Raw genomic sequence first — 16,644 nt, forward strand, 5'->3', positions numbered from 1 at the left:
CAGCGGGGGTTGTAGGCAAAGGCATCTGGTCGACCGGGTAAACAAGGGCAGGCTCATCACTCGCCACCGACCGGGCTACAAAAGCAGACGTCATCCCCTGCGCCCGGCTCGGAATCGCCCGGCATCGGTGTACCGGCCTCGACTTTTAAAGTTTGGCCTCATCCTTCATGAGGCCAAACTGAATGCCCATTCAATGCAAATACAAGCTCCAACATCTTGTCCTGGCGGTTGCGCTGGCTATCGGTTGCGTAGAATTTTCACTGGCGGAGCAATCAGAACCCGGCGCGCACGTCGATATCGAGGTGAAGGTCAAAAAGCCGCGCAAGAAGAAGGAAATACCTGCTCCACTCAGTCTCGCCGAAGAAACACCGCGTGAAGAAAGGATCGTTCCGACACCCGAAACAAACCCCGTCAGCACTGAGGTTCCGGCAGTACCCGCTCACACATCCGATAACATTCAACCCAAGAAAGTCGCCACAACAGAGAGCGGCAGCGCGCTCGAAGAAAGCATCGAAAAACCAACGCCCTTACCGGAACCGGTTCTGGCCGAAACGCCCGCAGCTCAACAAACCCAAGTGGTTGACCAACCACCGTCAACGGATTCCCCTCCATCCGCCGGCAACACAGCTATCGAAGCCCTGCTCGCTGCCGACGAAACCACGGCCCCCATCGCCTACGATCAACTCGCCGGCGGCAGCAACGCCAACCTCGCCAAGGCAACCCTGAGCAGCGTCACGCCGGTCAGCGCCAGCCTGCTGTCGGCCATGCACCAACTCGATAATGCCCACGACTCACCGGGAAACTCACCACGCCATGCGGCCGGTAACGCAGACACCGGCAGGGTCTGGCTGCAAGCCCTCGGACACGGCGGGAAGCTGGATCGCGATGTGGAGCCCATGCAGCACTCCACCAAGGGACTGCTACTCGGTGCGGACTGGCGCATCGATGAAGCATGGCGTCTGGGATTGATGGGCGGCACCTCCGACACGCGCATCGACAGCCAAGAACTGGACGGCGATCTCGACAGTTGGCACCTGGGCGCTTATGCCTTGCGCCAGACCGGTCCGTTGTCACTTCGGCTCGGTGCAGCCTGGAGCAGCCATGAAGGCAGCACCCGTCGCGAAGTCTCGTTCGGTCGCTTCCATGAACGGCTCAAGGGCAGCTACCACGCCAGCACCCAGCAAGCGTTCATCGAGTCGGGATACAACCTTGGCCGGGCCAACGTCAGCATCGAACCGTTTGCCGGCCTCGGCTACCAACGCTACCAGCGTGATGGCTACACCGAGAAAGGTGGGGCGGCGGCGCTCAAGGTTCACGCCCAATCCCAAGGCAACTTCAACACCACCGTCGGCCTGCGCATGGCGAAAGTCAGCACGCTGGATAACGGCATGCGCCTCACGCCACGATTCAGCGCGGGGTGGAAACACGTTTACGGCGAAACCTACACCAGCACCCGCCAACGGCTGGCCACCGGCGGCCATGACTACACCGTTTACGGCGCCGAACTGGATCGCAACAGTCTGCAGCTCGACACCGGGCTGGATCTGGCGATCTCGAACAGCCACGCTGTGGGTGTCGGTCTGACCGGAGAAATCGGCACCGACAGTCGCAACCACGGCGTATCGGGCCAGTGGCGAATGGCGTTCTGAGCCCCGGTCGGGCGCTGCCGCTCACTGCGGCAGCGCCTGAAAGGCAAAAAAAAGGGGAGCACATGCCCCCCCCGAGGTTTAAAGCGTTGTATCGAGGCCGTTATCTCAGCCTTCGATCTCGATCAGGATTTCGCCCGGGTTCACCCGGTCGCCCTTGGCAACATGAATGGCAGTGACCTTGCCGGCAATCGCGGCCTGGACTTCGGTTTCCATCTTCATCGCTTCGGTGATCAGCACAGCCTGGCCCGCCTTGACGGTGTCGCCTTCCTTGACCAGCACATCGACGATGTTGCCCGGCATGGTGGTGCTGACGTGACCTGGTGCCGAAGCTTGCTTGCGCTTGCTGCTGCCGCCACCGACGAATTCGTTGAGCGGCTCGAACACCACTTCTTCCGGCATGCCGTCGATGGACAGGTAGAAGTGACGCTTGCCTTCGGCCTTGACGCCGACACCGGTGATGTCCACGCGGTAGGTTTCGCCGTGGACGTCGATGACGAACTCGGTTGGCACGCCTTCGCCGCCGGCCGAAGCCACCTTGCCTGCTTCCGGGATCGGCAGCAGCACCTCCGGGGTGAGGGTGCCGGCGGCACGCTCTTCGAGGAATTTGCGGCCGATGTCCGGGAACATGGCGAAGGTCAGCACGTCTTCTTCGGACTTGGCCAGTGCGCCGATATCGGCACGCAGCTTGGTCATTTCCGGCTTGAGCAGATCGGCCGGACGTACGTCGATCACTTCTTCGCTGCCGATGGCCTGACGACGCAGCTTCTCGTTCACGGTGCCCGGCGCCTTGCCGTAGCCGCCTTGCAGGTAGAGCTTCACCTCGTTGGTGATGGTCTTGTAACGCTCACCGGCCAGCACGTTGAAGAACGCCTGGGTGCCGACGATCTGCGAAGTCGGGGTCACCAGCGGCGGGAAGCCGAGGTCTTCGCGCACGCGCGGGATCTCTGCCAGCACTTCGTTCATGCGGTTCAGCGCGCCCTGCTCTTTCAACTGGTTGGCCAGGTTGGAAATCATCCCGCCCGGTACCTGGTTGACTTGAACACGGGTGTCGACGGCGGTGAATTCGCTTTCGAACTGGTGGTACTTCTTGCGCACGGCGTAGAAGTACAGGCCGATTTCCTGCAGCAGTTCCAGGTTCAGACCGGTGTCGAACTCACTGCCCTTGAGGGCTGCGACCATCGATTCGGTACCCGGGTGGCTGGTGCCCCAGGCGAAGCTGGAGATCGCGGTGTCAATGTGGTCGGCACCGTTTTCAATGGCCTTCAACTGGCACATTGCGGCCAGACCGGCGGTGTCGTGGGAGTGGATGAACACCGGCAGCGATTGCTCAGCCTTGAGTGCCTTGACCAGTTCACCGGTGGCGTACGGGGTCAGCAAACCGGCCATGTCCTTGATCGCCACCGAGTCGCAACCCATGGCTTCCATTTGCTTGGCCTGGGCGACGAACGCGTCGATGGTGTGCACCGGGCTGGTGGTGTAGGCGATGGTGCCCTGGGCGTGTTTGCCGGCAGCCTTCACCGCTTCGATGGCCACGCGCAGGTTACGCACGTCGTTCATCGCGTCGAAGATGCGGAACACGTCGATACCGTTGACTGCGGCCTTGGCGACGAACGCCTTGACCACGTCATCGCTGTAATGGCGATAGCCCAGCAGGTTCTGGCCGCGCAGGAGCATTTGCAGACGGGTGTTGGGCAGCGCGGCGCGCAGTTGGCGCAGGCGCTCCCACGGGTCTTCTTTCAGGAATCGTACGCAGGCGTCGAAGGTCGCGCCGCCCCAGACTTCCAGCGACCAGTAGCCGACCTTGTCCAGCTTGTCGCAGATCGGCAGCATGTCTTCGGTGCGCATGCGGGTGGCGAGCAGCGATTGGTGGGCGTCGCGCAGGATGGTGTCGGTTACGAAAATCTTTTTAGTCATTGTTCTATTCCTCACAGGCCTGCGTGGGCGGCGATGGCGGCGGCGATGGCCAGGGCCAGCTCTTCGGGTTTGCGCTTGATCGAGTAGTTGGTCAGTTCCGGGTGGCTTTCAACGAAGCTGGTATTGAACTGGCCGCTACGGAATTCCGGGTTGCGCAGGATTTCCTGGTAGTACGCGGCGGTGGTCTTGACCCCTTGCAGACGCATGTCGTCGAGGGCGCGCAGACCACGGTCCATCGCCTCTTCCCAGGTCAGTGCCCACACCACCAGTTTCAGGCACATCGAGTCGTAGAACGGCGGGATGGTGTAGCCGGTGTAGATCGCCGTGTCGGTCCGCACGCCCGGGCCGCCGGGGGCGTAGTAGCGCGTGATCTTGCCGAAGCTCGGCAGGAAGTTGTTTTTCGGGTCTTCGGCGTTGATCCGGAATTGCAGGGCAAAACCGCGATGCTGGATGTCTTCCTGTTTCACCGACAGCGGCAGGCCGGAGGCGATGCGGATCTGTTCGCGGACGATGTCGATCCCGGTGATTTCTTCGGTGATGGTGTGTTCCACCTGCACCCGGGTGTTCATCTCCATGAAGTACACCTCGCCCTCGGCGAGCAGGAACTCCACGGTGCCGGCGTTCTCGTAACCCACGGCCTTGGCCGCGCGCACCGACAGGTCGCCGATGTAGGCGCGCTGTTCCGGGGTCAGTTGCGGGCTCGGGGCGATTTCGATCAGCTTCTGGTTGCGGCGCTGAATCGAGCAGTCGCGCTCGAACAGGTGCACCACGTTGCCGAAGCTGTCACCGAGGATCTGGGCTTCGATGTGTTTCGGATTGACGATGCATTTTTCCAGGAACACTTCTGCCGAACCGAAGGCCTTGGTGGCTTCGGAAATGACCCGGGGGAAATTCTGTTCGAGTTCTTCGCGGCTGTTGCAGCGACGGATACCGCGACCGCCACCACCGGAGGTGGCCTTGAGCATCACCGGGTAACCAATGCGATCACCTTCGGTCAGCGCCTCTTCAATGCCCGAGACGTTGCCTTCAGTGCCCGGCGTCACCGGTACGCCAGCCTTGATCATGCTGCGGCGTGCTTCGGTCTTGTCGCCCATGCGGCGGATGACTTCCGCCGACGGGCCGATGAATTTGATACCGCGTTCGGCGCAGATGTCTGCCAGCTCGGCGTTTTCCGAAAGGAAACCGTAGCCGGGGTGCAGTGCATCGCAGCCGGTTTCCACGGCCAGGTTCACCAGCTTGCGCGGGTTCAGGTAACCGGCCAGCGGCTCGGCACCAATGCTGTGGGCCTCGTCCGCACGCTTCACATGCAAGGCATGCCGGTCGGCGTCGGAAAAAATCGCAACCGAGCGGATGCCCATCTCGGCGCAGGCACGCACGATTCGTACGGCAATCTCACCACGGTTGGCGATCAGGATCTTTGTTATCACTTGGAGGTTCCCTTGAGCCGGTGGTACCCACGACCTGCTAGACCCAGGTCGACGCGTGACCAAATGTTTCAATCTGGTCGCGCCTTCACACTAGCGCTCACAAGGGATTAACAAAAATGAATAAAAATTGGGTCAGGCATAAGTAAAGACTTATAGTCGTTGCACCAGCCAGCGGCCAGAGCCTGTAGAAAATGCGTAAGTCCTTGATGCGTATGACATTGCGTCAATTGCAGATCTTCAACGAAGTGTGTGATTTGCGCTCCTACAGCCGCGCAGCCGAGGAAATGTCTCTCACACAACCGGCCGTCAGCCTACAGATTCGTCAGCTCGAAGAGCTGATCGGGCAGCCGCTGTTCGATTACGTCGGCAAAAAACTCTACATGACCGAGGCGGCCGAAGCACTCCAGCGCGCCAGCCGCGACATCTTCGGCCGCCTGGAAAACCTCGACATGCAGCTGTCGGACATGCAGGGCTCGCTGCAGGGCCAGTTGAAACTGGCGGTGGAATCCAGCGCCAAATACTTCGTGCCGCACCTGTTTGCAGCATTCAAACGCCAACATCCGGAAGTGAATCTGCAGCTGACGGTGGTCAACCGTGGCCAGGTGATTCGTCGCCTCTCCGACAACCGCGACGATCTGGTGATCATGTCGATGGTGCCGCAGGACATGGGTCTGGAGTTCCTGCCGTTCCTCAACAACCCGATCGTGGCGGCCGCCCGACCGGACCATCCGCTGGCACACATGGGGCCGCTGCGTTTGCAGGATCTGGAGCCCTACACCCTGCTGATTCGCGAACCCGGCTCGGGAACACGACTGGCTTGCGAGGAGTACTTCAAGGAGAAGCGCGTGCACTTCACCCAGACCCAGGAAGTGGCGTCGGCGGAAGCTCAGCGTGAGTGCGTATTGGCGGGTCTGGGCCTGGCACTGTTGACGCGCCACGCCCTGAACCTGGAGCTGGCGACCGGCGGCCTGGTGGAGCTGCCGGTCGAAGAGTTGCCGCTGTTGCGCAGCTGGTGCCTGGTGCAAGCCAAAGCCAAACGGTTGTCACCGGTGGCCCACGCCTTCCTGGCGTTTATCCGCAGCGAACGGGTGCAGATCAGCGCGCTGGTTGAGCGCTTCGACGGGAAGCTGAAGGCGCTGCCTGCCAGTGATTGATGTCCTCGGGAAAATCGCCGATTTCGGCCTGAAGCTGACGGAGTTCGAAGCGATCTTCGATAGCGCGGCGAAATTCCATGCGGCGCTGGTCTTCCTGCTGACGACGGGTTTTCGCGGCGCTGTTGCGTTCTTCGTAAGGCTGAGCCATTTCGAGTCTCCCAAGGCGATTACGGGAGTTTCACGATAGGCGCGAGGGATGACGGTTTGGCTGCGTCGGGGTTACAGGCAGATGAAGATTGCCTTCACCCCATGACCATCAGTCATCCAGCGCTTTCACCGATTTTGGCGACAGCCGCAAGCTGCGCAGACTGCGTTTGACGCTCTTGAGGTGGTTGACCAGGCTCGGCCCGCGCGCCATGGCCACGCCCATCGCCAACACGTCGATCACCACCAGGTGGGCGATACGCGAGGTCAGCGGCGTATAGATTTCGGTGTCTTCATGAACATCGATTGCCAGGTTGACGGTCGACAGCTCGGCCAGCGGCGTCTGGCTCGGGCACAAGGTGATCAGTGATGCACCACTCTCGCGCACGAGGTTGGCGGTGATCAGCAGGTCTTTGGAACGGCCGGACTGGGAAATGCAGATCGCCACGTCGGTCGGCTTCAGCGTCACCGCCGACATCGCCTGCATGTGCGGGTCGGAATACGCCGCAGCAGTCAGCAGCAGGCGGAAGAACTTGTGCTGCGCATCCGCCGCCACCGCGCCCGACGCACCAAAACCATAGAACTCGACGCGCTGGGCCTGCGACATCAGCGTCACTGCTCGCTGCAATTCCAGCGGATCGAGCTTCTCGCGAACCTCCATCAGCGTGTGCAACGTGGTGTCGAAAATCTTCAGGCTGTAGTCGGCGACGGAATCGTCTTCATGGATCGCGAACTGACCGAAACTGGCACCGGCCGCAAGGCTTTGCGCGAGCTTGAGTTTCAGATCCTGAAAACCGGAGCAACCGATGGCGCGACAGAAGCGCACGATGGTCGGCTCACTGATGCCGACGCTATGGGCCAGGTCGGCCATGGAACTGTGCATCACTGCCGCAGGGTCAAGCAGCACGTGGTCGGCGACCTTGAGCTCCGACTTGCGTAACAGGTGACGTGACTGGGCGATGTGTTGCAGCAGATTCAAGGGGCTGGACTCTTGTTATGGAAAGATGTGCTTTGGCCAGATGCCAAGGATGTAGCAAGCTTGTAGTTATACTACATGAATCCGCATTTTGCCTGCTCAATGCGTAACTGGATCGCCCCGGATCAGGCGACATGCGCTGCATGTAGCCCTTTACCGGGGAATTTCCTGCTGGCGCAACAACCCGGCCAGACCGGCAGCCTCCACCGGACGGCTGATCAGATACCCCTGCACCTCGTCGCAGCCTTCGGCCTTCAAGAACTCAAGTTGCTCCGGCCGCTCGACGCCTTCGGCCACCACTTTCAAGGACAAACCATGGGCCATGGCGATGATCGCGCGGGTGATCGCCGCGTCCTCGCTGCCCTCGCCCAACCCGCGGATAAAGGCCTGATCGATCTTCACGTAATCCACCGGAATCCGCTTCAGATAGCTCAGCGATGAATAGCCGGTGCCGAAATCGTCGATCGCCAGTTTCACCCCCAGATCCCGCAGCTGCTGGAACGTGGCGATGATGTGTTCGACGCTGTCGAGCAACTGGCTTTCGGTCAGTTCCAGTTCGAGGTAGTGCGGCGCCAGGCCGGTTTCCTCCAGCACTTGTCGCACCAGGCTGACCAGTTTTCCCTGGCGCAGCTGATGCACCGACAGGTTCACTGAAACCCGGATCGGTGCCAGCCCCTGACGCTGCCATTCGCAAGCCTGCCAACAGGCCTGGCGCAGTACGAACTCGCCAATCGGACCAATCAACCCAGTCTCTTCAGCCAGACCGATAAAGTCCCCCGGCGGCACCCGGCCCATGGTCGGGTGATCCCAGCGCACCAGCGCTTCGGCCGCATTGAGACGGCCAGTCGCCAGACACAGTTTCGGCTGGTAGAACACATTCAGTTGCTGGTCTTCGATGGCTTTGCGCAGCTGGTTTTCCAACTGCAAACGCTCCAGCGTGCTGGCTTGCAGGCTGTCGGTGTAGAACTGGAAGTTGTTGCCGCCCAGATGCTTGGCATGTTGCATGGCCATATTCGACTGGCTGACCAGCGCGGAAATCTCCCGGGCGTTGTCCGGCAACATACTGATGCCCATCGAGGCGCTGACCACCAGTTCATGCCCCTCTACCGTCAGTGGCAGGCGCAGTTTGGCCGACAGTCGCGTGGCGACCCGCGCCAGGCTCGACAGGTTGCCATAGGCATCGAACAGCACCGCGAACTCGTCGCCGGACAACCGGGCAATGGTGTCGGCTTCCGGCAAGGCACTGACCAGACGCCGCGACATCCTTTGCAGCAACTGGTCGGCAATCTCGTGGCCAAGGCTGTCGTTGAGCAGCTTGAATCGATCCAGATTAATGTGCAGCAGCGCCAGACTCCGCCGCCCGCCCTGCCGCACGCGCTGATGGGCTTCGTGCAGGCGTTCGCGGAACAGCGAGCGGTTGGCCAGGCCGGTGAGTTCGTCGTAGTGGGTCAGGTAGCGCATGCGCTCTTCGGATTCGCGGCGCGCCGACAGATCGGCGAAGAAGCCGACGATATGACTCACATTTCCCCGACTGTCGCGCACCGCATTCAGTTGCAGCCACTGCGGGTACAACTCGCCGTTCTTGCGGGTCTCCACCAGTTCGCCCTGCCAGCTGCCGTGCTGCTCCAGCGCGTGGCGGATGGCAACGTAATGTCGGCGGGCATCACGACTGCACGGCAGTTCAACGACGTTGCGCCCGAGCATGTCGTCGATGTCGTAACCGGTGACCCGGCTGAAAGCCTGATTGATGGCGATCAGCGAATAGTTCGGGTCGAGGATCACAATGCCTTCGCTGGCGGCCTCAAATACCGTGGCCGCCAATTGCTGCTGGGCCTCCAGACTTTTGCTGACACTGATGTCGCGCCGGGTGCCGACCATGCGGATCACCCGTCCGCTGTCGTCGCGCTCCACCGCACGCCCCCGGTCTTCGATCCAGACCCAGTGGCCGTCACCATGACGCACGCGGTACTCGATCTGATAATCCTCGGTGCGCCCCTTCAAATGCTCGATCAGTGCTCGCTTGAGGGCCGGAACATCTTCCGGGTGCAAGCGTGGGCGCAGATGCCTGAGCAGCCCGGTGACGTATTCCGGGTCAATGCCGAACAGCTCCTGAATCTGCGTGTGGTGAACCTCATCGGTCTGCAGGTTCCAGTCCCACAGCCCCAGCTCACTGGCCTTCAACGCCAGCGCCAGGCGCGCTTCGCTTTTGCTCAGGGCCTGATTGGCGGCGTCCAGCTCACGGCTGCGTTGGGCCACACGATCTTCCAGTTCGACCTGGGCTTCGTGCAATTTGCCCTCGGCGCAGCGGCGGTGCTCGATTTCTTTCGCCAACTCCTGATTGAGCTGTTCACTGCGCGATTGCGCCTGTTGCAGATGCTCGATCAGGTGCTGATTCTGGAAGCGTCGTAGCAAACCGCGGTCGATCAGCCGATTGACCTGCCACGCCACCACGCTCAGGGAGCCGAGCAAAATCAGCCCGAGCCAGCCCCAGCCACGCGCCTGCTCGTCACCACCCCAGAACAGATAGCCGATGGCCGGCAGCAGGCACGGCAAGGTAAAGGAAAGAAAGGCGGGAATGCTCACGGCATAAGCCACGCTGGCCGACAGGGTCGCGGCACCGATCAGGCCGAACACCCAGGCTTGCTGCATGAAGTTGTCGGCCGGGACCAGGGCGATGCCGGCGCCGGCCAGGGTCAGGCCGGTCATGGTCGAACCGAGCAGGAACATCCGCCCCCAGATCGGCTGGGCCTGGCGATCGGGAATCGCCGAATCGAAGGCCGCGACCTGAATCACCCGCAGCGCTACCAGCGACAGCAGCCACACCATCCAGACGCTGACCACGAAGTAACGCTGCGGGCTCCAGAGCAGACCGGCGCAGACCAGACCATTGATCAACATGAACAGGGTGGGCAACAGCGAACCCTGATAAAGAAGGCGCGTGCGCTCGACCGCCATCTGGGTGGCGTAATGCTTGCGGATCACCCGGGGTTCCACAGAGGGGCCCGACAGGTCGAAGCTGAGGGTCATAGGCAACGTTCTTGTTCTTATAAGTGTGAGCATGCGCCCGGAAACGTGGACGGAGCATACACAAGCCCAACCACTTGCCAAACTGCTCCAGATCATAATTTCGCCGAAACTTTTCGGCCTCCCGACACCCGCGAAAGCCCCGAAGCGAGGCGGGCCAACGCCTGTAGCCGGTGACCGACCGGTCGTCATTGGCAGCACTTTCATCGGCTAATGCAAAGCTCGGTTTGCCCGGGCCTGCGGCGCACCCTAGAATGCCCCGATGCGCGATGATCTCTCCCTTCTGCTGAACTCCCTCAACGATGCCCAACGCCAGGCCGTAGCGGCTCCCGTTGGTCGTCAATTGGTCCTGGCCGGTGCCGGCTCCGGCAAAACCCGAGTGCTGGTGCACCGTATCGCCTGGTTGATCCAGGTCGAAAACGCCTCGCCCCACTCGATCCTGTCGGTGACCTTCACCAACAAGGCCGCTGCCGAGATGCGTCACCGCATCGAGCAATTGCTGGGAATCAACCCGGCCGGCATGTGGGTCGGTACCTTCCACGGCCTGGCGCACCGCCTGTTGCGGGCGCACTGGCAGGAAGCCGGGCTGAGCCAGACCTTCCAGATCCTCGACAGCGATGACCAGCAACGACTGGTCAAACGGGTGATCCGTGAGCTGGGGCTGGACGAACAGCGCTGGCCGGCCCGTCAGGCCCAATGGTTCATCAACGGGCAGAAAGACGAAGGTCTGCGTCCGCAACACATTCAGGCCAGCGGCGATCTGTACCTGGCCACCATGCGCGGCATCTATGAAGCCTACGAGGCTGCCTGCCTGCGCGCCGGCGTCATCGACTTCTCCGAACTGCTGCTGCGCGCCCTCGACCTGTGGCGCGACCATCCGGGCCTGCTGGCGCATTACCAGAAGCGTTTCCGGCACATTCTGGTGGACGAGTTCCAGGACACCAACGCCGTGCAGTACGCCTGGCTGCGTCTGCTCGGCAAGGGCGGTGACAGCCTGATGGTGGTTGGCGACGACGACCAGTCGATCTACGGCTGGCGCGGCGCGAAAATCGAGAACATTCACCAGTATTCCTCCGACTTCCCGGACTCGGTGACCATCCGTCTGGAGCAGAACTACCGCTCCACCGCTGGCATCCTGAAAGCCGCCAACGCCTTGATCGCCAACAACACAGGGCGCCTGGGCAAAGAGCTGTGGACCGACGGCGGCGACGGCGAAGCGATCAACCTGTACGCCGCGTTCAACGAACACGATGAAGCACGCTACGTTGTCGAAACCATCGAAAGCGCGCTGAAAACCGGCCTGGCCCGCAGCGATATCGCGATTCTCTACCGCTCCAACGCCCAATCCCGCGTTCTGGAAGAAGCCTTGCTGCGCGAACGCATTCCGTACCGCATCTATGGCGGCCAGCGCTTCTTCGAGCGGGCGGAAATCAAGAACGCCATGGCCTACCTGCGTTTGCTGGAAGGTCGCGGCAACGATGCGGCGCTGGAACGAGTCATCAACGTCCCGGCTCGCGGCATCGGCGAAAAAACCGTCGAAGCGATTCGCGACCATGCCCGTCACAGCGATGTGTCGATGTGGGAAGCCATGCGCCAACTGGTGGCCAATAAAGGCCTGACCGGTCGTGCCGCCGGCGCCCTCGGCGCGTTTATCGAGCTGATCGAGAACCTCGCCGCCAAGTGCGCCGAGATGCCATTGCACCTGATGACTCAGACTGTCATCGAGCAATCCGGCCTGATCGCTTACCACGAAGCGGAAAAAGGCGAGAAAGGCCAGGCCCGGGTGGAAAACCTTGAGGAACTGGTCAGCGCCGCGCGCAACTTCGAGAACACCGAAGAAGACGAAGACCTGACGCCACTGGCGGCGTTCCTCGGCCACGCTTCGCTGGAGGCCGGCGACACCCAGGCCGACGAGCACGAAGACAGCATTCAGTTGATGACCCTGCACAGCGCCAAGGGCCTGGAATTTCCTTATGTGTTCCTGGTGGGCATGGAAGAAGGCCTGTTCCCGCACAAGATGAGCCTGGAAGAACCGGGACGTCTTGAAGAAGAACGGCGCCTGGCCTACGTCGGCATCACCCGGGCGATGCAGAACCTGGTGATGACCTACGCTGAAACCCGACGCCTGTACGGCAGCGAAACCTACAACAAGGTGTCGCGATTCGTACGGGAAGTACCGAAAGGCCTGATTCAGGAAGTGCGCTTGTCGAACAGCGTCAGCCGACCGTTCGGCGGCAACCAGTCGATGAGCGGCAGCAACTTGTTCAGCGGCGCCGAGATCCCGGAAACCGGTCTCAGCCTCGGCCAGGCCGTACGGCACTCGATCTTTGGCGACGGCGTGATCCTCAACTTCGAAGGCGCCGGCGCCCAGGCGCGGGTTCAGGTGAACTTCAGCGAAGGCAGCAAGTGGCTGATGCTGGGTTACGCGAAGCTGGAAGCAATCTAAAGTTGCTCATCGTTCCCACGTCGAGGCGTCTGCGTGGGAACGATCACACGGCAACGGTTCAATCCTGAAAGGTACGAAACATGGGCTCTGGCTTCTTTTCCTCCTGGACATTCTGGGCCCTGCTCTCGGCCACCTTCGCCGCACTGACGGCGATCTTCGCCAAGGTGGGCATCGAAAACGTCAACTCCGACTTCGCCACCCTCCTGCGCACCATCGTGGTACTCGTCAGTCTGGCCTTGATTTTGTACGCCACGGGCCAATATCAGTCCTTGGGATCGATCTCTGCCAAGAGCTATCTGTTCCTGCTGCTGTCGGGCCTGGGTACCGGGGCTTCGTGGCTGTGCTACTTCCGGGCATTGAAAGTCGGACCGGCCTCGCTGGTCGCCCCGGTGGACAAGCTCAGCGTGGTGCTCGTGGCGGTGCTCGGTGTGATCCTGCTGGGTGAGAAACTCGACCTGCGCCAATGGGGCGGCATCGGCCTGATCACGGCTGGCGTGGTGATGTTGGTGTTTCGACGCTGATCAATTTCCCACTGAACGTACCTACTTTTCCTACAGACAAAAGTACATGGCCTTATTGCCTCGACCGAGCTGAACGTAACCTGTCAGGCAAAAGCCCGAAACACTCTCTCGCTAGCCAGTGACATTTCAGCTGTGCAACATGGCGCGCGTGTCTCCACAAACGGGAATTCCCTTTATGAAACGTTTTCTTAGCATCGCCATGGCGTTGTGCATCGGCCTGACGATGAGCCTCGACGCCAACGCCAAGCGCTTTGGTGGTGGCAAAAGCGCCGGCGCTGCGCCGACGCACCAGACCAGCCAGATGGCTCCTTCTTCTCCAAGCGTCGGCGGCGCGGCAGCGACCTCGGGCGCTGCCGGTGCCGCTGGCGCCGCCGCCAAGGCCGGTGGCGCTTCCAAATGGCTCGGTCCTCTGGCCGGCATCGCCGCCGGTGGCCTGCTCGCTTCCATGTTCATGGGCGGCGGCTTCCAGGGCATGCAGATCTTCGACATCCTGATCATGGCCGTGATCGCGTTCGTGATCTTCCGCTTCATCGCCGCTCGTCGCCGCAAGCAGCAGGAGCAGTTCGCTCCGGCCGGCGCGCCGATGCAGCGTGAAGTGTTCGAGCAGAAGCCGGCTGCCATGGGTTCGATCTTCGGTGGTTCGGCCGCTCCGGCTGCCGCCCGTCCGGTGATCAACGCACCGGCCTGGTTCAACGAGCAGCGCTTCCTCGAAGCCGCCCGCAGCCACTTCCAGGCGTTGCAGCAGCACTGGGACGCCAACGAAATGGACAAGATCGCCGAGTTCGTGACCCCGCAAATGCTCGACTTCCTCAAGCGTGAGCGTGCTGATCTGGGTGATGGCTTCCAGTCCACCTACATCGACAACCTTCAGGTTCAACTGGATGGCGTGGATGATCGTGCGGACAAGACCATCGCGACCCTGACCTTCACCGGTGTGTCGAAAACCTCGCGTTTCGACCAGGGCGAAGTGTTCAACGAAAGCTGGAACATGGAACGTCCGCAGGGCGACAACCAGCCTTGGCTGGTCGCCGGTATCCGCCAGAACGGCTGATCACCTCCGACGTTTTACCCGCAGCAATAAAAACCCCGGCCTCGGCCGGGGTTTTCTATTTCGCGGTTGCATCTATAGCGAGCTACTGTATAAACCGCCCCATATAAACCGCGCCATTCAAGCAAGAGGATCCCGGACGTGGAAGAAATCATCGAACAACTGCGCGAAGCCAACGAACCCGTACCGGTTCCCCTGGAGTTGCCTGACGAAGACCAACTGGTGGAAGTCGAAGAAGAGCTCTTCATCAACATCCCGTTTGTCTTCAAGGAATTTCTGCTGACCGTCAGCGACGTGGTTTACGGCAGCCTGGAGCCGGTGACCGTCACCGACCCGCAGTCCCACACCTACCTGCCGGATGTGGCGGCCAACGCCTGGGACGCCGGCGTGCCGCGCGACCTGATCCCGATCTGCCAGGACGGCGACAACTACTACTGCGTCGAAGAAGACGGCACCGTGGTGTTGTGGTCCGGCGAAGAAGAGCTGATCACCGAAGAGTCCTGGGAATCGGTCTGGCACTGGGCACGGGACGTCTGGCTGGAAAGCTGATCCCCCCAGCCGCCCCGCCGGATCAATGCCCCGACGATTCCTTGTGGTTGTCGAGGGTTTCCAGCAAGGCTACCTGCATCCGCGTGTGTACCCGGATGAACCAGCGCCAGAGTAGCGCCGCCACGGCGGCCGCGACGACAGCGACCAGCACCAGCAACTTGTTGGTCGGCAAGATACTGGCCGACAAGGCTGCCAGCAGCAGGAAAATCACCAGCAGCGAGAGGATCGGGATCACTTCGGCGATCACCCGGCGCACTCGCTGTGTGTGACGCCCCGCCATCTCCGGCTTCACGCCCATCTCGGCCAGCAGCATCGACAGCGCCTTGAGCTTGCGATAGGCCGCGATCAGGAACGGCAGCGACAGCAGCAACGCCCCGCCCCAGATCAACGCCTTCTGCCAGCTCGGATCGCTGATCCAGTCCTGCAGCCACGTCGAGAGGCGCCCGGCAAAGAACGCGCCGGCAAAGAAGATCGCAATCACCAGCGCCAGATTGACCCCGACCTGCAACAGAATCCGCCGGATCATCGACGCCAGCATCGCGCCCTCGCCCTGCGGCTGAATGCTGCGCAGCCATTCGCCATACATCCCGAACACCCGCCCGAGACGCTGCGGCATGGCAGCAGACAGCTTGATCGACAGCGGATCGGCCGCGCGGATCAGGTACGGCGTCAGCAGCGTGGTGATGACCGAGACCGCTACGGCGACCGGATAAAGAAAGTTGCTGGTCACCTGCAGCGTCATGCCCAGCGCGGCGATGATGAAGGAGAATTCGCCAATCTGCGAAAGGCCCATCCCGACCCGCAGTGAGGTGCGTCCGTCATTGCCAGCGATAAACGCACCGAGGCCGCAGGACAACATCTTGCCCAGCACTACGGCGACGGTGATCACCGCAATCGGCCACGCGTATTGCAGAAGGATCATCGGGTCGAGCATCAGGCCGATGGCGACAAAGAAGATCGCGCTGAACAGGTCGCGAACCGGTTCGATCAGGCGTTCGATCTTCAGCAATTGCCGCGACTCGGCCATGATCGCGCCGATCAGGAATGCGCCGAGCACCATGCTGTATTCAAGCTTGACCACCAGCAGGCAGAAGCCGAAGCACAGGCCGAGCACAGTGATCAGAAGCATCTCGTTGCTTTCGAACTTCGCCACATAGGCCAGCAATCGCGGGACCAGCAGAATACCGATGACCAGCGCGACGATCATGAACAGCGAGAGTTTGCCGACCGTGGAAAACACTTCGCCGGAACTCACCGTGCCGCTGACCGCGATGCTCGACAGCAAGGCGATGATGCCGATGCCGAGAATGTCCTCGACGATCAGCACGCCGAAGATCAACTGGGCGAAGCGCTCGTTCTTCATCTTCAGGTCGTTGAGCGCCTTGACGATGATGGTGGTCGAGGAAATCGCCAGGATCGCGCCGAGGAACAGCGAATCCATGGTGTTCCAGTCGAACCAGCGGCCGATTTCGTAGCCGATCCAGATCATCAGGATGATTTCCAGGAACGCCGCGATAAACGCCGTGGCGCCAACCTTGAACAGCTTGCGCAGGCTGAACTCAAGGCCCAGGCAGAACATCAGGAAAATCACCCCCAGCTCGGCGAGGGTCTTGATGGTTTCTTCGTCGTGGATAAGGCCGAACGGCGGCGTGTGCGGGCCGATGATGAAGCCGGCGACGATATAGCCGAGCACCACCGGCTGTTTGAAACGGTGGAACAGCACGGTCACCACGCCTGCGACCAGCATGATCACTGCCAGATCCTGAATAAAGCTGATGGCATGCATGGCGTG

12 protein-coding genes are annotated in these 16,644 nt (G+C 61.3%); 6 read left to right on the forward strand and 6 right to left on the reverse strand.

Annotated features, from left to right (window positions below):
* The first annotated feature begins 575 nt into the window (after positions 1 to 575).
* Positions 576 to 1,649 carry an autotransporter outer membrane beta-barrel domain-containing protein gene (locus AC1RMX_RS02775; RefSeq protein ID WP_493070332.1) on the forward strand — a complete coding sequence of 358 codons (1,074 nt, stop codon included), beginning with the start codon at positions 576 to 578 and terminating at the stop codon, positions 1,647 to 1,649.
* A 105-nt stretch (positions 1,650 to 1,754) separates the two neighbouring features.
* On the opposite strand, the gene oadA is transcribed toward AC1RMX_RS02775, so the two are convergent.
* Positions 1,755 to 3,563, reverse strand: coding sequence for a sodium-extruding oxaloacetate decarboxylase subunit alpha (gene oadA, locus AC1RMX_RS02780; protein WP_096817122.1), 1,809 nt, complete (start codon positions 3,561 to 3,563; stop codon positions 1,755 to 1,757).
* An 11-nt stretch (positions 3,564 to 3,574) separates the two neighbouring features.
* Positions 3,575 to 4,990 carry an acetyl-CoA carboxylase biotin carboxylase subunit gene (locus AC1RMX_RS02785; protein ID WP_096817120.1) on the reverse strand — a complete coding sequence of 472 codons (1,416 nt, stop codon included), beginning with the start codon at positions 4,988 to 4,990 and terminating at the stop codon, positions 3,575 to 3,577.
* Between the two features lie 191 nt (positions 4,991 to 5,181).
* On the opposite strand from AC1RMX_RS02785, the gene AC1RMX_RS02790 reads away from it, so the two are divergent.
* Positions 5,182 to 6,144, forward strand: a complete 963-nt coding sequence (locus tag AC1RMX_RS02790) for a LysR family transcriptional regulator (protein ID WP_096817118.1) — start codon at positions 5,182 to 5,184, stop codon at positions 6,142 to 6,144.
* Here the strand turns inward: AC1RMX_RS02790 and AC1RMX_RS02795 are convergent.
* The 3 genes from AC1RMX_RS02795 to AC1RMX_RS02805 all read right to left on the reverse strand — a co-directional run bounded on the left by AC1RMX_RS02795 (position 6,086) and on the right by AC1RMX_RS02805 (position 10,291).
* Positions 6,086 to 6,292, reverse strand: coding sequence for a PA3496 family putative envelope integrity protein (locus tag AC1RMX_RS02795; RefSeq protein ID WP_096817116.1), 207 nt, complete (start codon positions 6,290 to 6,292; stop codon positions 6,086 to 6,088). The genes AC1RMX_RS02790 and AC1RMX_RS02795 overlap by 59 nt on opposite strands.
* Before the next feature lie 108 nt (positions 6,293 to 6,400).
* Positions 6,401 to 7,267: a transcriptional regulator HexR gene (gene hexR / locus AC1RMX_RS02800; protein WP_007954250.1), complete on the reverse strand. Its 867-nt coding sequence runs from the start codon at positions 7,265 to 7,267 to the stop codon at positions 6,401 to 6,403.
* A gap of 150 nt (positions 7,268 to 7,417) precedes the next feature.
* On the reverse strand, positions 7,418 to 10,291 hold the full coding sequence (locus AC1RMX_RS02805; RefSeq protein WP_493070334.1) for a putative bifunctional diguanylate cyclase/phosphodiesterase: 2,874 nt from the start codon (positions 10,289 to 10,291) through the stop codon (positions 7,418 to 7,420).
* Positions 10,292 to 10,550: 259 nt separating this feature from the next.
* On the opposite strand from AC1RMX_RS02805, the gene uvrD reads away from it, so the two are divergent.
* The 4 genes from uvrD (at position 10,551) to AC1RMX_RS02825 (ending at position 14,852) form a co-directional block, all read left to right on the forward strand.
* Entirely contained in the window at positions 10,551 to 12,734 is a 2,184-nt protein-coding gene (gene uvrD, locus AC1RMX_RS02810) for a DNA helicase II (protein ID WP_102620645.1), read from the forward strand.
* An 80-nt stretch (positions 12,735 to 12,814) separates the two neighbouring features.
* Positions 12,815 to 13,255 carry an EamA family transporter gene (locus AC1RMX_RS02815; RefSeq protein WP_493070336.1) on the forward strand — a complete coding sequence of 147 codons (441 nt, stop codon included), beginning with the start codon at positions 12,815 to 12,817 and terminating at the stop codon, positions 13,253 to 13,255.
* A 175-nt stretch (positions 13,256 to 13,430) separates the two neighbouring features.
* Positions 13,431 to 14,306 carry a Tim44 domain-containing protein gene (locus AC1RMX_RS02820; RefSeq protein ID WP_493070338.1) on the forward strand — a complete coding sequence of 292 codons (876 nt, stop codon included), beginning with the start codon at positions 13,431 to 13,433 and terminating at the stop codon, positions 14,304 to 14,306.
* A 138-nt stretch (positions 14,307 to 14,444) separates the two neighbouring features.
* Complete coding sequence (locus tag AC1RMX_RS02825) at positions 14,445 to 14,852, forward strand: SMI1/KNR4 family protein (RefSeq protein ID WP_007995855.1); 408 nt, start codon at positions 14,445 to 14,447, stop codon at positions 14,850 to 14,852.
* A 22-nt stretch (positions 14,853 to 14,874) separates the two neighbouring features.
* On the opposite strand, the gene AC1RMX_RS02830 is transcribed toward AC1RMX_RS02825, so the two are convergent.
* Complete coding sequence (locus AC1RMX_RS02830; protein WP_085708788.1) at positions 14,875 to 16,638, reverse strand: cation:proton antiporter; 1,764 nt, start codon at positions 16,636 to 16,638, stop codon at positions 14,875 to 14,877.
* Positions 16,639 to 16,644: the final 6 nt, after the last annotated feature.

This window comes from Pseudomonas sp. GW822-FHT03F04 (assembly GCF_058801405.1).